The following is a 21817-nucleotide window of genomic DNA, read 5'->3' on the forward strand; positions in this document are numbered from 1 at the left end:
TGGAAATGTTTGGAGGAATTGAAGCCGGTGGTACAAAGTTTGTTTGTGCAGTTGCAGATGATAAGCTGAAAATTATCGCTAGAGTCAGTATTCCGACTACGACACCTAGCAAGACAATGCAGGAAGTATTAGCATTTTTTGCAGAATATGAAATAAAAGCCTTTGGAGTAGGTTCTTTTGGTCCAATTGATATTAATCCTAAATCGGCTAAGTATGGTTTTATTACCAAGACCCCTAAATTGGCTTGGCAAGACTATGACTTTGTAGGGGCGTTAAAACAGCAACATAATGTTCCGATTGCTTGGACAACAGATGTGAATGCAGCTGCTTATGGAGAACTAAAAAAAGGGGCAGCAATTGGCAAAGAAAGTTGCCTTTACTTAACAGTCGGCACAGGTGTTGGTGGCGGTGCTGTCGTTAATCAGGAAGTATTAACAGGATTTGGTCACCCGGAAATGGGGCACCTTTTAATTCGTCCCCATGTAGACGACACATTTCAAGGAAACTGTCCTTTTCATCAGAATTGTTTGGAAGGGATGGCAGCTGGGCCGGCGATTGAAGCTCGTCTAGGTAAGAAAGGTCAAGGGATCCCAAAAGATGATCCTAGTTGGACAATGGTCGCTGATTATTTAGCACAAGCATTAATGAGCTATACCTTAACACTATCCCCAGAGATGATTATTTTAGGTGGTGGTGTCATGAACCAACAACAACTTTTTCCTCTTATTCGTCAAAAGTTTAGCGAATATTTAGCCGGGTATGTTAGTACCCCTGATTTAGAACGTTACATTGTCCCTTGTGGTTTAGTTGATGAATCAGGTATTACTGGCTGCTTATTGTTAGCCGAAAAAGAATTGAATAACTGATGACAGAGTACTCCGATTCAAGGAGTACTTTTTTTATTAGGACAAAAAGCATTTTAATAGTTAGCAGGAAGAGTGAAAAAAATACCACTAAAAAAGATTTGTCTGAAATTATGAACTGAATACCTAAAAGCGGTTACTTAGCATCGAGATGTTTGCTATATTAAAGACAGGTAGAAGAAGAGGAGTAGTGAATATGACTAAAAAGATTGTTGCAGTTACAGCTTGTGCAGCGGGAATTGCCCATACATATATGGCGGCAGAATCACTAGAACGAGCAGGTAAAGCAAAAGGGTATGAGATTAAAGTTGAGACAAATGGCTCAATTGGAGCGGAAAATGTTTTAACGGATCAAGACATTGAGGAAGCTGATTTAGTAATTGTTGCAGCAGATATTCGTGTTGATCCAATGAGATTTAATGGTAAGCGTCTATGGGTAGTGAAATCCAATGATGCTATTGGTGATTCACCAGGCTTGATTGAGCAAGCTTTAGCAGAAGCTAAAGTGTTTGGTGAAAAGGGAACTAAGGTTGGTAAAGTACAAATAGGAAATGACAAAGAAAAAGTTAATTTCTTTACTCATATTATGAGTGGTATTTCGTACATGATTCCAATGGTTATTGCAGCAGGACTTATTTTAACAATTGCTAATTTATATGCTTTTCAAAGAGATGATTTAGGTCGAATTGTTGAGTGGGGATTTGACACAGCAACGCCTATGGGTCAACTAATGTCTAACTTGTTCCAAGTTGGGCAAGTCGGTTTCAAACTAATGATTCCACTATTTGCAGGATTTGTTGCTAATTCAATTGCTGATAAACCAGCGATTGCCCCTGCCATGATAGGAGCCTACATCGCCAACGATGCAGAACTTTTAGGCGCTGAAGCCGGTGGAGGATTCTTAGCAGCGATTGCTGTCGGATTCTTCGTAGGTTATATGGTTAAAGGGTTGAAAAAAATCAAATGGCCAAAAATTGTTATGCCAATTGTACCAATCATGATTATTCCAACGATTGCTACATTAGTTGTCAGTCTGGTAGTTTTTTATGTCATTGGTCAACCGATGGCTGCTGGGATGGATGCACTATACAAAGGCTTAACCACTTTAAATGAGAACTATACTGGCGCACCAGTTATTATTGGCGTGATTTGTGGCGCAATGATTGGTTTTGATTTAGGCGGACCAATTAATAAAACAGCTTTAATTTTCGGTACAGCAGTCTTTACTGATACCTTAACTAAGTACGGGATTGAAGGGGCTAACTTTGTGCCACAAACTGCGACACAAGCCGCTATTTCCGTTGCGCCACTGGGCGTTTGGTTAGCTTCGATTATGTTTAAAAATAAATTTTCAAAAGATGAAAAAGTTGCTGCAACAGCTGCTTTCGGGATGGGAATGGTCGGTGTCACAGAAGGAGCAATTCCTTTTGTAGCTTCAGATCCTGTCAGAATGATTTTTGCCAATGTGATTGGTTCAGCAGTAGCTGGTGGGTTAGTCTCAGCAACTGGCACTAAGTTCTACGGTGGGATTGGCTCGCCACTTGGCACATTTATTGGTTATATTGAACAACCGATTCCATTCATTACTTGGATTTTATGTGTATGTGCTGGGGTTTTAACTACAGCAATGTTAATTGGTGCTTTAAAACGACCAGTTCCGCAAAATATGTAAAGTGAAACAAGAAAGGATGACATAATATGAACGCAGAAGTCTTTAAAAAAGAGAATATATTATTTGATGAAACATCTACTACCCAAACTGAGGCCTTTAAAGAAATTGCCAACTTTGCTAAAGAACGCGGGTATGTCACTAGTGCTGAGGAATATTTTAAAGGATTAACTGGCCGTGAAGCAGAGGCGACAACAGGGTTTAAAGACGGAATTGCGATTCCTCACTGTAAAAATGAAACAGTTATCAAACCTGGTATGTTTTTAGTTAAATTCAAAAATGATATTGAATGGAACACTTTAGACGGACAACCAGTTAAAGTCGCTTTTGGCTTAACAATTCCTCAAGAAGGTGCTCAAGAACATTTGAAATTATTGAGTCTGATCGCTCGTAAAATGATTGATGATGAGTTTAGAAACGGAATTTTGAGTGAAAATAATCCAGATAAATTAACAGAAATAATCGATGAAATCGACTTTTAATTTCAAGCAATAAGCACATAAGGTCGGGCAAACTGCCTGGCCTTTTTTTAAAAATGATGTAGAGGATGATTAAATTGAAAAAGAAAGTACATGTCGTTCATCACACCCATTGGGATTTTGAATGGTATTTTACCAATAATGAATCATTTGTTCAGCTGACCTATCATCTAGATGAAGTCATGAACTCATTAGAAAAAGGGATTATTTCATTTTATTTATTAGATGGCCAAATGAGTATTTTAGATGAATACCTCCAATGTTTTCCTGAACAAAAATCACGGATTAAAAAATTAGTAACAGCTAAAAAATTATACATTGGTCCTTGGTACACACAAACCGATGAACTAATTATCGCTGGTGAATCAATTGTCCGAAATTTAGAATTAGGTATCGAGCTAGCTGAAGAATTAGGGGGTTATTTCCCCGTAGGCTATCTTCCCGATTCATTTGGTCAAAGCAAAGACATGCCTAAAATATATAACGGTTTTGGGATTGATAAGACGATCTTTTGGCGAGGTGTGCCAAATAATATCACCACAGATCGAGAATTCAACTGGCAATCTGAGGACGGCTCGAAAGTCACAGCGGCAAATATTAAAGATGGCTATTTTGTTGGCGTTGGTCTGATTTATAGCGATGATGCTTCGAGTTTAATGGAGACAATTGACAAAGGGAGTACCGGGGAGAATTTACTCTTACCTGTTGGTGGGGATCAACGGTATGTTGATTACGATTTAAAAACACGAATTACAAGTTACAATAATCAATTAACTGATTTTGAGTTAGTTGAGAGTACTTACGAAAAATTCTTTGATGACATTGATTTTGAATCATTAGAGACTGTGGAAGGTGAATTTATTTCCCCTTCAGTGTCGAAAATCCACCGTTCAATTTATTCTTCACGTTACGATCATAAGTATTTAAATGATAAAGTGGAAAGACGAATGATTTATCAATTAGAACCTTTAATGGTTTTAGCTAAAAAAGCAGGCATTGAAGTCAAGCAAGGCTTAGTCGATCGTATTTGGAAAGTCTTGAATAAGAATCAAGCCCACGATAGTGCTGGTGGCTGTAATAGTGATAAAACGAATAAAATTATTTTAGACCGTTTTATTGAAGCGGATGAATTATCTTATTCTGCTGTTGATTACTTAACTAGAAAAATTGCTGAATCCCGACCGAATGTCAAAGAGAATGAAGTGACTTTTTTTAACACGATACCAGTCACAGATAAAAAACAAGTCCGTTTTGAATTAGCTTTAACAAGTGAGTATTTCACTTTGTGGCAAGGGGATTCAGAAATAACTTATCAATTGATTGAAACTCGTAAAGAAAATTCAGGTTCCATCAAACGAAAGCCGGAAGAAATGGATCAAAGTCAATTTTATTACATTCATGAAGTCCTAGTTGAGTTAGAACTGCCAGGTCAAAGTTTTGTGACTCTACAGGCGAAAACGAGTAAGAATTCAAGTCCTCGAGTAAGTGTCATAGAACAGAAAAATCACATCGAGAATCAATTTTATTCCGTTACTAAAAGCAACAGCGGCTTATGTCTAATTGATAAAGTCACAGGAGACACCTATCAAGATTTCTTAAAAATCGAAGACAGTGGTGATGAAGGCGATACTTATGATTATTCCCCTCCTTATGAAGACTTTTTATTAGCATTAGATTTTAGTCAAAGTCAAAGCGTCGTAAGTAAAGGTGTGTTGGAAGAACAGTTAACCTTAACAGGTGATTGGTTATTGCCGCTTAATTTGGCAGAACGAGAGTCTAAAACCTTAAGTCAAAAAGTTCCCTATGAACTAACTATAACGCTAAAAAAAGATACTAATAGAATAGAATGTCATTTAAATATCGAAAATAAGGCGTTAGATCATCGGATGAGAGTTTTAATTGAAACTAATATAGAGAATGACGTGTCACATACGGACACGCCCTTTGGCACAATTACTCGCCCAGTCAAAGATGAGTTTTTAGAAAATTGGCGTGAGCTAGGTTGGCGTGAAGAGCCAACTGCTATTTTCCCAATGTTGCATTACGTGAATGCTCATAATAGTGAAAAGAGTCTAACTGTCATGGCGAAGGGCATTAAAGAATACCAATTTGTTGGTTCAACATTCAATCAGATTGCTTTAACTTTATTCCGATCAGTCGGTTTTCTTGGTCGCCCTGATTTGATTAGACGTCCAGGAATTGCATCAGGTAATGAGTTTAAATATATTCCTACGCCAGATAGCCAATTAGAAAAAAGTCTAACGTTTAAGTTTGCTATCCAATTGACTAACAATTATAACCCGAGTTTGATCATGGCAGATTATTTGAATTATGCTGTGTCAGTTCCTTTCTATCAAATTCAAGAAATGAATCGCTTTACAACAACCTTGAAATATTTTGTATCAAACCCTTTATTAAATGAGGTACCTGACATTCAAGGGCCAATTTTAGAAGGGCAAAATGTCATTTTAAGCAGTTTTAAACAAAACCGCCAAAAAGATGGAGTAGAGCTTAGAGTTTTTAATCCTAGCCAAAGCCAAGTTGTTGACAATGGCGGTTATCTGAAGCTGCCTGCTGAAACTAACTATGAGTTTGTTAACTTAGCAGGGACAGCCTTAACGGATGTGTTTATTAGTGATAGAATAGCTTTAGGTAGTTTTGCGCCAGGTCAAATAAAAACTATCAATCTAAAATACAAGGAGTAGCTTGCCATGCAAGAAGATATCTTTCTCTTAATTGAATCCTATCGTTTAGAATTCACAGGAGTTGAACAAGTAGTTGCAGATTATTTTTTAAGCAAGAAAGAAAGTTTAACTATTTCTAATCTATCAACTAAAATTTCGGTATCAAAAGCATCAATTACTCGTTTTTGTAAAAAAATTGGTTTAAATAATTACAAGGAATTAATTTTTCTGTACAACTTATCTTTAAGTCGTGAAAAAGAAACTGGAGCGACGACAGAATCTTCTGCTATTACTTCTGTCTATCACTCCCTGGCTACTCGAACAGACGGTACTTATGTTGCCGAGTCGGTAGAGAAATTTTGTCAGTTACTTCATCATCATAAAACAATTCATTTTTTAGGGACGGGCTTTAATGCCTATGCAGGAATGGATTTTCAATTCAAGTTCTCCCGCTTTGGCAAATACGTGAGAGTTATTTCTGAAGAAAATTCAATTCTAATGTCCACTGAGTTTGCTGATCCTAGTGAACTAGTCATTGCGTGTAGTTTACGAGGAACCGATGAAGCCATGCTAAGGGCTTTGAAAAATGCTAAAAAGAAACAGATTCCAATTGTTGTGATAACTGCTAATAAAGACTCCCATTTAGTTAAATACGCTGATGTTGTATTATTTGCTGCTTCATTAACTAGGGAAGAGTCAATGGGAAATATTTCGCCACAAATACCTATTTTGATTCAATTAGATATTGTTTACGAACGATACATTCATAGCTATTCCGATTACTTACAAAATTGGTTACAATCGGAAGCAATCTTAACTAATCGAGGCCGTGAAGAAGATTACTAGTGAAATAGTTTAAATATGCTATTTTATGTCTCCCCCCCTAAAAGGAATTTAGTCAACTAGACTAAATTCCTTTTTTGCTGTCTGATTATTAAGAAATTATAAAGGGAAATTAATAAATTTGACTATAAATGAATAGAAAATATCTATTTAACCTGGATTAATTAGCGGAAAAAGCCTTAATATAATGAGAATACAGTAAGAGGAAATTACTAGAAGGTGATAGCTAGTAGGTTAGTTCACAAATTATAAAACTTATTTATACTGTCATAAGATATAACAATTAGCGAGATTTTTGAATATGATGTAGTCTAGAGGTAGTTAAGAAAGCGTTAACATTAAATCGGTGAGGTGAAGAAATGATTACAGTCTCAGTCCCTGGAGGATCCCAACCAGAAATTTTAGAGTTGGTCAAAAAAGCTCATGAGAGCTATCCAGAACAATTACAATTCGTTGTCTTCGATACAGCAGCAAATATCGATAAAGAGAATCAGTGGACTTATGTTCAATGTCCAGACGAAGCAACACTAATTAACAAAGCCGTGGCTTACGTAGCTAGTGGTCAGGCACAAATTTTATTAAAAGGAATTATTCAAACCCATGTTGTTTTAAAAGAAGTTTTACAAAAAGAACATGACCTAAAAAAACAGAAAGTCCTTTCTCATGTGGCGATGATTCAATTACCAGAAATGAAACGACCGATTTTATTAACAGATTCAGCCATGAACATTGCCCCAACGACGGAAACGTTAATTGAGATAGTGACGAGTGCAAAAGAAGTTGCTCACAAAGTTGGCATTAGCCAACCGAAGATTGCTTTACTAAGTGCAGCTGAAAATTTCAATCCAAAAATGCCTTCATCCGTCCTAGCAACGGAAGTCACAGAGCATTTTGTTAACAGTCAAGATGGAACCGTTTTCGGACCGCTATCTTTAGACTTAGCTATGTCAGAAGACTCAGTTCAACATAAACGGTACGAAGGGCCAATCATGGGAGACGCAGATGTCTTAGTTGTACCAGCCATTGATGCCGGTAACTTTTTATACAAATCATTAACGATGTTTGGTGGAGCTTTAGTCGGCGGAACGTTAGTCGGAACGAAAGTCCCAATTGTCTTAACGTCAAGAAGTGACTCGATGGCCAGTAAGTTATACTCATTAGAATTTGCCATGAAACAAATTTAAAGCTTTAGGGGGAAGAAAATGGAAACAATTTTAACAATCAATCCTGGTTCAACTTCGACTAAGTTAGCAGCCTACGCTGATCATAAATTAGTAGCAGAAGAAACTATTCGTCACAGCATGTCGGAAATTGAGGGCTTTGAAACAATCGTCGCTCAAACTGACTTTAGAAAAGAATTAATTTTAACTTTCATTAAAGACCATAACTTAGGAGAATCATTAGTAGCAATTGTCGGTCGCGGTGGGTTATTAAAACCAATCGTTGGTGGTACTTATCAAGTCGATGAAGAAATGTTAGTTGACTTACAAATGGAAACTTACGGCAGTCACGCGTCAAACTTAGGTGGGATTTTAGCTCATGAGCTTGGTGGCGTTTATCATATTCCAGCCTTTATCGTTGATCCAGTAGTAGCAGATGAAATGTTACCTGTTGCTAGAATTTCAGGCTTAGCTGGCATTGAACGTCGCAGTGTCTCACATGTCTTAAATCAAAAAGCCGTAGCGCGTAAAATTTTAGTTGAGAATAATTTGAAATATGAAGAAGCCAATGTCATTGTTGCTCACTTAGGTGGCGGGATTAGTATTGGTGCTCATCAAAAAGGCAAGATGGTTGACGTGGTCAACGGACTTGATGGCGAAGGCCCTTATTCACCAGAACGAAGTGGCACGTTACCTTTAATCGACTTTGCTCAGGAAATTATTGAAAACAAGTTAACATTGACTGAGGTTAAACGCTTAATCGCTGGTAACAGTGGCTTGAAGTCATACTTAAATGAAACTGATTTACGACCAATCGCTGATAAAATTGACCAAGGTGCAGAAAAAGAAACGTTCTACGTTGACGGCATGTGCTACCAAATCGCTAAAGCAATCGGCGAAATGGCCACAGTTTTAAAAGGCAATGTGGATTACATCATCTTGACTGGTGGCGTTGCTTATTCAAAATACATCGTTGAAAAAATTACCGAAGCTGTTAGCTGGATTGCTAACGTGGAAACATTCCCAGGTGAAATGGAAATGGAAGCTTTATATGAAGGTGGTTTACGAGTCTTAACAGGTGAAGAAAAAGGGTTAAGTTACAAAAATCTAGATCGATAAAAGTAGGAGTGAAGTAAGATGGCAGAACAAACAGATTTACTGATTTTAGGTGGGGGAACTGGTGGCTATGTTGCCGCGATTCGCGCCGCTCAAAAAGGTTTAAAAGTTACAATCGTCGAGAAAGCTAAACTAGGTGGAACGTGTTTACACCGTGGCTGTATTCCAACAAAAGCTTTACTTAGAAGTGCTGAAGTTTTCGATACATTAAAAGCCGCTAGTGACTTTGGGATTGAAACAAAAGATTCAGGTGTCGTTAATTTTGGTAAAATCCAACAACGTAAAACTGATATTGTTAATCAGTTAACGAAAGGCGTTGAAGGTCTGTGTAAAAAGAACAAAATTACGATCTTAGAAGGCACAGGCACCGTTTTAGGCCCTTCAATCTTTTCACCAGTTTCGGGAGCAGTAGCTGTGACTTTCAATGAAGAAGACAAAGAAGAAATCATTATCGTCCCTAAAAATGTGATTATTGCTACAGGGTCATCACCAAAAACTTTACCAAACTTACCTTTAGATGAAAAACAAATTTTATCTTCTGATGGGATGTTAGAACTAGAAGCATTACCAAAATCAATTGCGATTATCGGTGGCGGTGTCATCGGTGTTGAGTGGGCGTCATTATTAAACAGCTTCGGCGTTGAAGTGACAATCATTGAGTTCTTAGATCGCTTACTAATTAATGAAAGCGCCACAATTTCTCGAGAGTTGAAGAAAAACTTAGAAAGTAAAGGCGTGAAAGTCTTGCTTAAATCAAAAGTTGAATCAGCTACGCCTAGTAAAAAAGATGTCACGGTTAAAGTTGAAGGCCAAGATGATCTAGTCGTTGAGAAAGTAATGGTCGCAATTGGCCGTCAACCAAATTCTAAGAACATTGGTTTACAAAACACATCTGTGAAGTTTGATGAAAAAGGCATTCAAGTGAATGAGAACTATCAAACAACAGAAGGCCATATTTATGCGATTGGTGACTGTATTGATACGTTACAACTAGCTCACGTGGCGATGAAAGAAGGGGAATTAGCTGTTAGTCATATTTTAGATGAAGCAGTTGAAGCATTGAACTATACGAATGTGCCTCGCTGTGTTTACACAAACCCAGAAATCGCTAGTGTTGGTTATACGAAAGAAACAGTACCAGGAGATAAAAAGGTAAAAGTAGGTAATTTTAGTTTTGCTGGCAACGGCAAAGCCTTGATATACGGAGAAGGAAGTGGTTTCGTTGAAGTAATTCGTGATTTGGAGACAGATGACTTATTGGGGGTTTCAATTATTGGCCCTCACGCAACAGATTTAATTTCCGAAGCAAGTACCGCAATTTATCTTGATGCAACACCGTTAGAAATCGGCGAGGCGATTCATCCTCATCCAACAATGTCAGAAGTTATTCAAGAAGCAGCATTAGATGCCTACGGAGTAGCTATTCACAAATAGAAAGGTTGATGAAAATGAAAGCACTAAAAAAATCAGGTTTATCGAAAGAAGCAATTATTCAAGCTTATTATGAAGTTTTAAGAGGTCGTCGTTTAGACGAACGTTTATGGCAATTAACACGGATTGGTAAAACATCTTTTAACATTTCTGGTCAAGGGGCTGAAGTTGGTCAAGTTGCCATGGCAATGGCTTTTGATCACAAAAAAGATTACTTTTTACCCTACTACCGTGACATGACAGCATGTATTGTTTGGGGCATGACACCAAAAGATATTTTAATGGGATCATTTGGTAAAGAAGCTGACCCATCATCACACGGCCGTCAAATGCCTAACCACTATGGTTCAAAAGAGCATAACATTGTCTCATTCTCTTCAACAGTTAGTACGCAAATGCCTTTAGCAACAGGGGTTGCTTACGGCGCTCAATTATCTAAATCAGATATGGTAGCTTTAACAACAACTGGTGAAGGGTCAGCTAACCAAGGAGAAGTCCAAGAAGCAATGAACTTTGCCGGTGTTAAAAAATTACCAGTGATCTTCGTTGTTGAAAACAATGGCTATGCAATCTCAGTTGGTACGAAAGAGCAATACGCTAACGAAAGAATGTCAGACCGGGCAGCTGGTTACGGCTTTGAAGGAATTACTGTTGATGGTAATGACTTTACTGAAGTTTACTTAACTTTCAAAAAAGCAGTTGAAGATGCTCGTAATAAAAAAGGACCAAAATTAATTGAATTAATGGTCTCACGTCTAACGTCTCACTCAGCCGATGATGATCAAACGATTTACCGTTCAGCTGAAGAAATCGAAAGAATGAAAGAAGTCGATCCTTTAGATATGTTCCAAAAACAATTGATTGACGAAGGTTACATGACTCAAGCCGAAATGGACAAGATGGATGCTGATGTGAAGGCTGAAATCAATAAAGCGACTGACGAAGCAGAAGCAATGCCAGATCCAACAGCAGATTCATTATTAGAGCAAGTATACGCTGATCAATAATTCAATGATAGAGAGGAATGGATAATTATGGCTGAAATGACATATTTAGAGGCATTAAACTTAGGAATTTCTGAAGAAATGGCTCGTGATGAGAAAGTAGTAATTTTTGGTGAAGACGTAGGTGGAGATAAAGGTGGGGTCTTTGGCGTAACAAAAGGCTTAGCTGCTAAATACGGCGATGACCGTTGTTTCAACACACCTCTAACAGAAGGTTTAATCGGCGGTATGAGCGTTGGTTTAGGTTTAATGGGTTACCGAGCAATTGGTGAATTCCAATTCGCAGATTATATTTTACCAGCAACAAACCAAATTTTATCAGAAGCAAGAACGTTACGTTACCGGACAAAAGGTGACTGGACAGCACCAATCGTTTACCGTACGCCTTATGGTGGTGGGGTTCGTGGTGGGTTATATCACTCACAATCAACGGAAAAATTATTTGCTGGCCAACCTGGTTTGCGAGTAGTGACACCTTCAAACCCGTATGATGCAAAAGGCATGATTAAAGCAGCCATTCGTTCAGACGATCCAGTTATTTTCTATGAGCACAAACGCTTGTATCGTTTATTAAAAGCTGACGTTCCCACTGATGATTACGTTGTGCCAATTGATAAAGCGAATGTTGTTCGTGAAGGTTCTGATATTACAGTTATCGGTTACGGCATGGTGTTACAATATGCGATTTCAGCAGCTGAGAAATTAGCCGCGGAAGGCATTGAAGCAGAAGTTGTTGACGTTCGTTCACTGTACCCACTAGACCGTGAAACATTAGTTAATGCAGCGAAGAAAACAGGTAAAGTGTTACTAATTACTGAAGACAATAAAGAAGGCAGTATCATGAGTGAAATTGCTGCCATGATTTCTGAAGATGCTTTATTCGATCTAGATGCACCAATCCAACGTTTAGCTGGACCAGATGCACCAAGTATGGCTTACGCTTTAGAATTAGAGCGTGAATTCTTAGTAAATGAAGATCAAGTAATTGAAGCAATGAAGAATCTAGCAGAGTTTTAAAAGGGGGAAATTAGCATGGCGATAAAAGAAATATTAATGCCCAATTTAGGGGAAAGTGTTACAGAAGCAACAGTAATAGGGTGGTTAGTTAAACCAGGCGACAAAGTTGAACGTTACCAACCTTTAATGGAAGTTGTTTCAGATAAAGTGACAACTGAAATTCCATCTGATTTTGATGGTGTTATTAAAGAGTACTTAGTTGATTTAGATGTGACCGTTCCAATTGGGACAGTCTTAATGACTTTAGACGCTGAAGGTGAAAGTGCTGATGAACCAACAGTTGCAGTTGAAGCAGCAGCTCCAGCACCTGAAGTAGCGGCACCTAAAGCAGCAGCACCAAAAGCACCAGTTAAATCTGGTAACCAAGAAAATGCCGGTCGTTTTTCACCAGCTGTCGTCAGAATGGCTCAAGAAAAAGGCATCGACTTAAATCAAGTTCCAGGTTCAGGAAAAGGCGGTCGAATCACTCGTAAAGATATTATGAACTTCGATCCAGCTAACCAAGTGGCAGCGGAAGCTGTGGCACCAGCGCCAGCAACGCCAGCAACACCAGCAACACCAGCAACACCAGCAACACCAGTAACACAAGCACCAACACCAGCAGTTCAGCCAATGGTTGTTCCAAAAGGTTCAGAAGTTGTGCCTGCTGATGGCGTTCGCAAAGCAATTGCTAAGAAAATGGTTCAAAGTGTCACGGAAATTCCGCACGCTTGGATTATGGTTGAAGCAGATGTTAGTAACATTGTTAAATTACGTAATAGTGTCAAAGATGAGTTTAAACAAAAAGAAGGCTATGCGTTAAGCTTCTTCCCATTCTTTGCTAAAGCTGTTGTTCAAGCTTTGAAAAAGAATCCGAAAATGAATACATCATGGGATAATGGCAACATTATTTATCACAATGACATTAATATGTCGATTGCGATTACAACGGATGAGCATTTATATGTACCAGTGATTCAACAAGCAGATAACTATTCACTTTCTGGTTTAGCGAAAGAGATTAATCGTTTAGCTTTAGAAGTCCGTAACGGTACATTAGGCAACAAAGACATGCAAGGTGGTACGTTTACCTTAAATAACACTGGTTCAATCGGTGCTGTTCAATCAATGGGTATTATCAACCACCCACAAGCAGCCATTCTCCAAGTTGAATCAATCGTTAAGCGGGTTGTTCCAACAGCTGATGGTGGCTTTAAAACAGCTGATATGGTTAACTTATCACTATCAATTGATCACCGTATTCTTGATGGTCAACAAGCTGGTAAATTCTTGAAAGACGTCAAAGAAAACTTAGCACGTTTTTCAAATGAAGCAGATATTTATTAAACAATCCAACTAAAAATCAAATAATATAAGAAGGAGTTCTGTTGCTTTAGTCAACTACATAGTAATGTAAAATGGCTTTAGCACAGAGCTCTTAACTTATATGTCTGTTTATTAATGTCAGTAATAAAAAAACAAGACTCGCTCATTGAGCCAGTCCTGTAAATAGATTAATTTAAGAAAAAATTAATGGGAGTGTTTCATATGACAACAACAGCAGCAGCAGTCGAAGAAAAATTAACACCAAAACTATTTCTCAACAAAGTTTTAGCAGGTACGGCAACAGGAACCATTATTGCCTTAATACCTAACGCTGTTTTAAGTGCTATTTTAAAATATTTTGCTCACTATACTTTAGCAGCGATGGTCATTGATGCCGCTAAAATTTTCCAATTAGCCACACCTTTAATTATTGGGAGTTTAATCGCTTATCAATTTAAGTTAACGCCAGCTAAGATGATGATGACTGGTGGTGCCGCTTTTGTCGGTTCCGGGGTTATCAAAAATGATTTAGATTTAGCGAATTATGTTGGCGCAGGTACTGGTGACATTATCAATATTATGATCACTGCCTCAGTCGCTGTCTTAATGTTATTATTTATCGGTAGTAAATTTGGTTCTGTTGAAATCATCGCCTTACCAATTGTAGTCGGCATCGGCGCTGGCTTAATAGGGATGTTCACGTATCCTCTTGTGACACAAATCACAGTTGCCATTGGAAATGTGATTAATAACTTTACAAATTTCCAACCAATTGTTATGAGTATCTTGATCGCTTGTTCTTTCGCCGCCCTAATTATCTCACCAATCACAACCGTTGCGATTGGCTTAGCGATTCAATTAAATGGGGTATCAGCAGGAGCAGCAGCCATGGGGATTGCCGCAACAACAATTGTCTTAGTTATTAACTCTTGGAAAGTCAATCAATCTGGCGTAACTTTAGCTATTTCTCTAGGTGGAATGAAAATGATGATGCCTAACTTATTCAAGTATCCAATCATCTTAGTCCCTTGTTTATTCACAGCAGCGATTTCAGCAATTCCAGTAGCTTTACTAGGAATTTCAGGAACGCCTCAATCAGCTGGATTCGGTTTAGTTGGTTTAGTTGGACCTTTAGCGTCACTTGATGCTGGGTTAGGAATTGTGCCACTAATCATCTGTTGGTTCCTAGTACCAATTGCCGTAGGATTTGCTTCAAAAATTATCTTTGAGAAAACGTTAAAATTATACGATAGTAAAAAAGTATTTGCTTTCCAAGGTTAATTTTCTTTAATAATACCGATGAAATTATCAAGGACATCTGTCCGTAAGTAGTCTTTGCGTAAGGCGATACCAATGGGGAAAAAATTGTACTTATCTTTGAGTGGAATCCATTTGACGCCTTCGCTTTTACCAACTTGACGGTATTCAATTGGCAGCAAACAAATTGAATTGTTTTTAACAACACTGTGAATTAAGACTTGTAAGTCATCATTATAAAGAACGATATTTGGTTCAAAACCAAAGGCACGACTTTGGTCAATTAACATGCGACCGATCATAAAGTTGTCGCTTAAGGAAGAAAAGCGTTGACCTTTTAAATCTTTGAAAGTCAATTCTTCCAAACTAGCCAAGGGGTTATTTTCAGGCACAACGACATAGACGTTGTAGCCACGAGTGGTCGTTTCTAAGACATCAATATTAATCATTTCCGTTTGGTAGTTGGGAAAAGAGACTAAGCCAATATCAATTTCTTTATTAACTAACATTTTCTGTAATTCATGAGAGCCACCTTGTTTAATAATTAATTCAACATTAGGGTTTTGGGCTAAGAAGGTCGAAATTTCTTTCATAAACTGCATAGCGAATAAAGTCGTTAAGCCCAAATGAATGACTTGCTTGCTAGAAGTATCTTGCATACTATGTAAATCATCTATTAATTGGTCGAATTGTTGAACAAGAACTTGACCACGCTCATATAAGACCAGTCCCGTATCTGTTAATTGGTACGGGCTGTCTGAGTGATTAAAGAGTTTTGTGTTTAATTCCCCTTCCATTTTTTTTAAGGCAAGGGAGAGAGTCGGTTGGGTAACGAATAGGCTTAAAGCTGCGTCGGAAACATTGCGACTATCAGCAATTTGAATGAAATATTTTAATTGTTGAATATTCATAACATAATCCTTTCTTAGATGTATTTAAGCGTTTTCAATAAAGTGCTCAAGAAATATCTCCTTACCTATTTTACCATAACTATGAGCTAATAGCAGATGTGGCAGGGAAAGTTTAACCGGTTTTTCATCATTAAATAACTAGTAACAAAACATGTAAAAGTGATTTTATTTCACAAAGTATAATAAAGACAGTGTGTTTTTCAGAAACAAAAGGTATACTATACTAAAAGAAGAAGTGAGGAATTTACTATGAAAATTATTATTGCTGGTGCAGGTGCTATGGGAAGTCGGTTTGGAATTATGCTTCATCAAAATAATCACGAAGTTATTCTAATCGACGGTTGGCAAGCACACATTGATTTAATTAATCAAAATGGTTTAAAAGCTAATTTAAACGGCGAAGAAGTCATTGCCAAAATTCCAGCTTATCATCAAGATCAATTAGCTGAGGTTGATTTTGCAGCTGAATTAGTAATTGTCTTTACAAAAGCGATGCAACTAGATGCTATGATGCAAGCAATCCAAGGAATGTTACAAACAGAGACAAAGGTTCTATGTTTATTAAATGGGATTGGTCACGAGGAAGTTATTCAAAAGTATGTACCTTTTGAGAATATCTTACTAGGTAACACGATGTGGACAGCTGGCATGGTTGGACCAGGGGAAGTTAAACTCTTCGGTAACGGCACAGTTGATCTCCAAAACCTTGGTGAAGGCCAAGAAGAGATTGCCAAAGAAACGGCAAAAGTCTTAACAGAAGCAGGCTTAAACGCTCGTTATGCGGATAATATCTTAGCCTCAATTTATAAAAAAGCTTGTGTTAATGGCACAATGAATGGCTTATGTACGATTCTTGACTCTAGTATGGCTGACTTTGGTGAAACAGCCCCTGCAGATTTCATTGTTGAAAATATTGTGAAGGAATTTTTAGCTGTTGCGAAAGCTGAAAATGTTAATTTAGATCTGTCAGAAGTTCTGACTCAGATTAAAGGCTGTTATAATCGTGAAACGATTGGTGAACATCACCCATCAATGCACCAAGATTTAATTACGAATAATCGTCTAACTGAAATTGACTATATTAATGGTGCAATTGTTAGAAAAGGTGAAAAGTATAACATCCCAACACCTTACTGTGCCTTTTTAACAAGCTTAGTTCATTCAAAAGAAGAAATTTTAGGCGCTAAATAAACGGAGTGCTGTTTACTGTAGAAACCTCAAGCTATTTTGAGGTTTTTTTGTTTTGACAACGACTAAAAGAAGAACTGTCATTTGAGTATCAGTACTAGATGTGATAAGCTTAGAGGTGTTAACGATGGCGATATTCGTTCGAATAATATATCATAATTAATGTGTGTTTTTTTGCTGATAAGTAGTAAATACTAGCTTAGTTAAAGGTGATAATTAGAATAGGATAGTTGAGTCAGAGTAACGAAAGGAAGCGTTGATAAATGGATTTAGGTGCAGTCGTAAAAGAAATTAAACCCCGTTCTAAACTTTTAGTTATTTTAATAGAACTGTTAATTGGTGGCGGGGCAGTTATCGGTTTTTTCATCCCTGTAATTAGAACAGGATTCTATGAAAAGTATGCAGTTTTAGGGTTTCCTTCAGAGTATCTTTTCTTAATCTTAGGGATTCTAGTTATTGTAATGGCATTGTATACTATGTTAACTACTAACCCCATTGGTAAAATTACTGTATTTGAAAAAGGCTTGTCAGTTGGAGATTTTAGTGCAACTTTTGAAAACTTGAAGATTCGGACGAAAAAAAATTACTTTGTTTTTTCTGATACTAATCGCAGTATTATTTATAAAGATCGGTTAACCCGTGCTGATTACAATTATATAAAGAATTTGTTGTAATAGTTAAAGCTTGGAAAAGGAGTGTTACTCTTTCCGGGCTTTTTAGTTTGTTGAAATTCATTTTTAGTTAAGAGTCACATATCAAAAGCTAAAAGAGTCAGCTTAGCTTGGGAAAGAAGCTGTGTTAAATTGTAGCATCCTTGGTATCATTAGAATGACACAGATTGAAACTACTATAAATTCAAAAGTCAGCCATAATAAAGTAGAGGAGGCGAGATTATGACAATCGGTGAACGGTTAAAAATTGCGAGAAAAAATCAAGGGTTAACTCAGCAAGAAGTAGCAGATGTTTTACATGTCTCACGAACGACTATTTCTAGTTGGGAAGTCGGGCGAACGTACCCGAGTTTAGAATTAATTGTAGACTTAAGTAATTTGTATGATCTCTCTCTCGATATTTTATTGAAGGAGGACATGGGGATGGTTAAGCAAGTCAGTCAAGAAGTAAGAAAGAATGGCCTTTATAAAAAAATGGTGGAGGCAGTCGTTGTCTGTCTCGGATTATTTTTAGTTATTAATGGTGTTTGGTTAGGCAAAAGTTATTCGACCTATCGTTATTTAAGAACAAATTGGGAATTAGTTGAAGATAGTTATGTTTATTCAGAGCAGGATATCGACTACTTCACAACAGCTTATGATATCGGTAGAGCGTTTTCTCAAAGCTATTTGAAGAAAAACAACATTTGGTTAATGGGGAATCAGAAGGCAACAGATAATTCAGAAGAGCTATTATATAGTGTGCTAATTAATGAGTCAGGGCTTGTTTCGACTGACATTCCTGTCTCCGATGGAGGACTATCTTTTTCAGTCCTAATTGATGAAAATATTAACTACGTCGTAAATAGTAATTCACAAGAGGTGTTTACTTCTGGCAAAGGCGAGTCCTTGACTGAAAAAGACATTCAAACTGCTAAAGACTATTTAGCAGCAAACAAAAAATCGTTAGAAAAGTTGTATAAGTCAACTAAAAAACAGTATGATTTGATTAATGGCTTTGAAAAAGTTAAGGGTGATTAATTTTCCTGCTGATTGTTAGGATAGTACATAAAAAGAGTTGACGAATTATTTTCGTCAACTCTTTTTGTTATAATTATTTATTCAATCTTTTTCGAAAGTTAATTAAAATACTACCTAATAAGAAGCTTCCAATAGTTGTAGCAAACCCATTACTAATTTGTTCGCCTGTTTGAGGTAACTTATTTTTATTAGGGGTTGAAGGGATAGTTTTATCCAGTGGTTTAGTTATCGCACCTGAACTTGAAGAATCACTTGAACTTGGCTTTGTACCGCTTTGTTCAGTTGAAGCAGGAGTTCCGCTTTGACTTGATTCTGTGGTACTTGAACTTGGTTTCGTTTCGCTTGGTTCAGTAGTACTAGGTTCTGTGCTCTGACTAGAAGTTGATTCTGACTCACTTGATTCAGTTGAACTAGGTTCAGAAGACTGACTAGAAGTTGATTCTGACTCACTTGATTCGGTAGAACTAGGTTCAGCAGACTGACTAGAAGTTGATTCTGACTCACTTGATTCAGTTGAGCTAGGTTCAGAAGACTGACTAGAAGTTGATTCTGACTCACTTGATTCAGTTGAGCTAGGTTCAGCAGACTGACTAGAAGTTGATTCTGACTCACTTGTTTCAGTTGAGCTAGGTTCAGAAGACTGACTAGAAGTTGATTCTGACTCACTTGATTCGGTAGAACTAGGTTCAGAAGACTGACTAGAAGTTGATTCTGACTCACTTGATTCAGTTGAGCTAGGTTCAGAAGACTGACTAGAAGTTGATTCTGACTCACTTGTTTCAGTTGAGCTAGGTTCAGAAGACTGACTAGAAGTTGATTCTGACTCACTTGATTCGGTAGAACTAGGTTCAGAAGACTGACTAGGAGTTGAATCTGACTCACTTGATTCAGTAGAACTAGGTTCAGCAGACTGACTAGAAGTTGATTCTGACTCACTTGATTCGGTAGAACTAGGTTCAGCAGACTGACTAGAAGTTGAATCTGACTCACTTGGTACAGTAGAACTAGGTTGATCAGACTGACTAGAAGTTGATTCTGAGTCACTTGATTCAGTAGAACTAGGTTCTATGCTCTGGCTAGAAGTTGATTCTGAGTCACTTGATTCAGTAGAACTAGGTTCTGTACTTTGACTAGATTCACTAGTCGTTGATTCAGCGGGAGTAGAAGAGCTAGTCTCAGGTATGTCTTTGACTATGTAATGTTGAGAGATGGTGCCAGAGAAAGGCCCTAAATAAGCATTCCCAAGGAGATTGCTCATTTCCCAAGTTGCTAGTAAGCTACCAGAACCACTAAGGTTGCTCCAATTCATCAAGCCTTTTTGAATGTCATACTCACCAATTTCTTCTGCCATTCCTTTAAGAGTTAGAGGAATGATGCTCCCATCGGTATTAAGGATTGAAAAGACTTGTTGATGAGTAGACTCATCGGTTAGTAAATCAGGTAAGTTAATTTGCTGATCGGTCATGTATAAATAGTGAAGATTTAAGTTACTGAGTGGTTGGATGTCAATTACTTGATTATTAGAAGCATTGACGGAAAACAGCAAATTTAAACTGGCTAAGGGAGTCAAATCAATAATTTGATTACTTTCGAGATTTAAATAGCTAAGAGTTGTTAATGTTTTAAGCGGTTCAATGTCACTAATCATATTACCATTAAGAGAGAGAGTCCAGCTTTTTTAAACTCCCAATGGGCTCAATATCTGTAAGTTGACCATCACTAATTGCAAGGGTCACTAAATTAGTTAAATTGACAAGGTCAGTCGTACTTGTAATCGGTGTCTGATCGATCGTTAAAGAAGTTAAGTTGGTTAAGTCTTTTAAAGGACTGAAATCAGTTACCGAACTTTGAAACAAACCTAAAGATTGCAAATTAGTTAAATTTTTCAATGCTGAAATGTCACTAATCCGGCTATAGTAGCCACCTAACATAAGGTAGGTCAATTTTGAAAAATCTTGTAAGGGAGTAGTGTCTTCGATAGGGTTATTGTCAATGGTTAAGTGGGTTAAGACAGGCAAGCTGTTTATAAAATCGATTTCTGTGATTTGATTACTAGAAACGGATAAGCCATCGAGTTTAGGAAAAATCACGTCTGTTGGAAATTGACTAATTAGATTACTATTAACATCTAAAAATGTTAAATCGGTGAGATTAGCTAAGGGTCTGATGTTAGTAATCTGATTTCCAGTAAGTTGGAGGGCTTGAAGTCTTGGTAAATACATTAGAGGATCGAGGTTCTCAATTGAATTATATTTAAGGTTAACCGAAGAAGCGTTTGTTAGATATTCTAAACCAGTTAAATTAATAATACCCTCTTGTTCTGCGTTAAAAAAATTAATATCTTTCATGCGCTCTTGAGTGACTTCTGTTAGAGGAATTCTGAGAATGCGAGCTGTAGCATTTTGGAGATTTTTATCAGGCATCCATGTGTCCAAGGAAAGTTCGTTAGTTTCTTTTGTTTCACTTACTAAAGGTTTTTGCAACTTTATGCTCATTAAATCACTTGATTTGTCGGAAAGTTTCACCTCGGATTTTGATTGTTGGTTAAGATTGATAGTGTTGGTAAAAGCAGTATTTGTTAAGATTAATGCAGTTAATAATAATGTGTTAGCCTTCATCATTCAGCCTCCTTTTTATATTGTTTAGTGTATAATAACACACCTTTTCCACATGTTCAAATACTGTTTAGTAAATGAAAAAAGGCGTTATATTGAGGTTTGTATATGTTTTATTTTTACAGTCGACTTAATGAACGTGTATTCGTTTTATAGCTAGAGAACTATATGTTTATTGCTATAATATTGTAAAATAACGTTTTTTAGCTATCTATACTTATTGGTAGGTAGTTATCTTTGTTATTATGGTGTTTATTTATTTTAACTCTAAGAAAATGAAATATTATTTTGTTAATATTTTCACTATTTTTTGTCTTGGAGATTAAGAAACGAGAAAAATAAGCTACTACTGTTTTAAAAAAATATCTTTGGTATAATACTAAAGGAAGGAGTGAATCTGATGAAAGATGAATTTCAATGTAAACAATGTTTTACGATGTTAATGAAAGTTTATGGGGAAGAGCGACCGAAACCGAAACGAGTGTCCTATGACTGTCCAGCCTGTTCAAAGCACTTGTATAGTGAGCGAACAGTTGAGACGATTAAAATTAAATTAAATGAAAAATAAAAAAACTTTATCAGCT

At 37.1% G+C, this 21817-nt stretch carries 19 protein-coding genes; 16 read left to right on the forward strand and 3 right to left on the reverse strand.

Annotated elements, in window-relative coordinates; translation table 11 throughout:
- Positions 1–5: 5 nt before the first annotated feature.
- The 12 genes from CBF35_RS01015 to CBF35_RS01070 all read left to right on the forward strand — a co-directional run bounded on the left by CBF35_RS01015 (position 6) and on the right by CBF35_RS01070 (position 14852).
- Complete coding sequence (locus tag CBF35_RS01015) at positions 6–866, forward strand: ROK family protein (protein ID WP_126778027.1); 861 nt, start codon at positions 6–8, stop codon at positions 864–866.
- A 193-nt stretch (positions 867–1059) separates the two neighbouring features.
- Entirely contained in the window at positions 1060–2535 is a 1476-nt protein-coding gene (locus tag CBF35_RS01020) for a PTS fructose transporter subunit IIC (protein ID WP_126778028.1), read from the forward strand.
- 26 nt (positions 2536–2561) lie between these two features.
- Positions 2562–3014, forward strand: coding sequence for a PTS sugar transporter subunit IIA (locus tag CBF35_RS01025; protein ID WP_126778029.1), 453 nt, complete (start codon positions 2562–2564; stop codon positions 3012–3014).
- A 74-nt stretch (positions 3015–3088) separates the two neighbouring features.
- A complete protein-coding gene (locus tag CBF35_RS01030; protein ID WP_126778030.1) occupies positions 3089–5716 on the forward strand; it encodes a glycoside hydrolase family 38 N-terminal domain-containing protein in 2628 nt (875 codons plus the stop codon).
- Positions 5717–5722: 6 nt separating this feature from the next.
- Positions 5723–6541 (forward strand): MurR/RpiR family transcriptional regulator, encoded by an 819-nt coding sequence (locus CBF35_RS01035; RefSeq protein ID WP_126778031.1) that lies wholly within the window; start codon positions 5723–5725, stop codon positions 6539–6541.
- Between the two features lie 356 nt (positions 6542–6897).
- Positions 6898–7722 carry a phosphate acyltransferase gene (locus CBF35_RS01040; protein ID WP_126778032.1) on the forward strand — a complete coding sequence of 275 codons (825 nt, stop codon included), beginning with the start codon at positions 6898–6900 and terminating at the stop codon, positions 7720–7722.
- 18 nt (positions 7723–7740) lie between these two features.
- Positions 7741–8817: a butyrate kinase gene (gene buk, locus CBF35_RS01045; protein WP_126778033.1), complete on the forward strand. Its 1077-nt coding sequence runs from the start codon at positions 7741–7743 to the stop codon at positions 8815–8817.
- An 18-nt stretch (positions 8818–8835) separates the two neighbouring features.
- The gene (gene lpdA / locus CBF35_RS01050) at positions 8836–10248 is read left to right on the forward strand and encodes a dihydrolipoyl dehydrogenase (protein WP_126778034.1); all 1413 of its coding nucleotides are present in this window, start codon (positions 8836–8838) and stop codon (positions 10246–10248) included.
- Positions 10249–10256: 8 nt separating this feature from the next.
- Positions 10257–11252 (forward strand): thiamine pyrophosphate-dependent dehydrogenase E1 component subunit alpha, encoded by a 996-nt coding sequence (locus tag CBF35_RS01055; RefSeq protein WP_126778035.1) that lies wholly within the window; start codon positions 10257–10259, stop codon positions 11250–11252.
- Positions 11253–11279: 27 nt separating this feature from the next.
- The gene (locus CBF35_RS01060; protein ID WP_126778036.1) at positions 11280–12266 is read left to right on the forward strand and encodes an alpha-ketoacid dehydrogenase subunit beta; all 987 of its coding nucleotides are present in this window, start codon (positions 11280–11282) and stop codon (positions 12264–12266) included.
- A 15-nt stretch (positions 12267–12281) separates the two neighbouring features.
- Complete coding sequence (locus tag CBF35_RS01065) at positions 12282–13592, forward strand: dihydrolipoamide acetyltransferase family protein (protein ID WP_126778037.1); 1311 nt, start codon at positions 12282–12284, stop codon at positions 13590–13592.
- A gap of 201 nt (positions 13593–13793) precedes the next feature.
- Positions 13794–14852, forward strand: a complete 1059-nt coding sequence (locus CBF35_RS01070) for a PTS sugar transporter subunit IIC (protein ID WP_126778038.1) — start codon at positions 13794–13796, stop codon at positions 14850–14852.
- Here CBF35_RS01070 and CBF35_RS01075 read toward each other — a convergent pair.
- Positions 14849–15739, reverse strand: coding sequence for a LysR family transcriptional regulator (locus CBF35_RS01075; protein ID WP_126778039.1), 891 nt, complete (start codon positions 15737–15739; stop codon positions 14849–14851). The genes CBF35_RS01070 and CBF35_RS01075 overlap by 4 nt on opposite strands.
- 249 nt (positions 15740–15988) lie before the next feature.
- Between CBF35_RS01075 and CBF35_RS01080 the strand changes: the two genes are divergently transcribed.
- The 3 genes from CBF35_RS01080 to CBF35_RS01090 all read left to right on the forward strand — a co-directional run bounded on the left by CBF35_RS01080 (position 15989) and on the right by CBF35_RS01090 (position 18618).
- Positions 15989–16930 (forward strand): 2-dehydropantoate 2-reductase, encoded by a 942-nt coding sequence (locus CBF35_RS01080; protein WP_126778040.1) that lies wholly within the window; start codon positions 15989–15991, stop codon positions 16928–16930.
- A 260-nt stretch (positions 16931–17190) separates the two neighbouring features.
- A complete protein-coding gene (locus CBF35_RS01085) occupies positions 17191–17601 on the forward strand; it encodes a hypothetical protein (RefSeq protein WP_126778041.1) in 411 nt (136 codons plus the stop codon).
- Positions 17602–17820: 219 nt separating this feature from the next.
- Complete coding sequence (locus tag CBF35_RS01090; protein WP_126778042.1) at positions 17821–18618, forward strand: helix-turn-helix domain-containing protein; 798 nt, start codon at positions 17821–17823, stop codon at positions 18616–18618.
- A 73-nt stretch (positions 18619–18691) separates the two neighbouring features.
- On the opposite strand, the gene CBF35_RS01095 is transcribed toward CBF35_RS01090, so the two are convergent.
- Together CBF35_RS01095 and CBF35_RS01100 are read right to left on the reverse strand one after the other, a co-directional pair.
- Entirely contained in the window at positions 18692–20266 is a 1575-nt protein-coding gene (locus CBF35_RS01095; RefSeq protein ID WP_126778043.1) for an LPXTG cell wall anchor domain-containing protein, read from the reverse strand.
- Between the two features lie 7 nt (positions 20267–20273).
- Positions 20274–21236, reverse strand: coding sequence for a leucine-rich repeat domain-containing protein (locus CBF35_RS01100; RefSeq protein WP_170174673.1), 963 nt, complete (start codon positions 21234–21236; stop codon positions 20274–20276).
- A 397-nt stretch (positions 21237–21633) separates the two neighbouring features.
- Here CBF35_RS01100 and CBF35_RS14840 point away from each other — a divergent pair, with 397 nt between their 5' ends.
- Positions 21634–21801, forward strand: coding sequence for a hypothetical protein (locus tag CBF35_RS14840; protein WP_170174674.1), 168 nt, complete (start codon positions 21634–21636; stop codon positions 21799–21801).
- The last annotated feature ends 16 nt before the right edge of the window (positions 21802–21817 follow it).

The organism is Vagococcus salmoninarum (genome assembly GCF_003987495.1).
GTDB lineage: Bacteria > Bacillota > Bacilli > Lactobacillales > Vagococcaceae > Vagococcus_D > Vagococcus_D salmoninarum.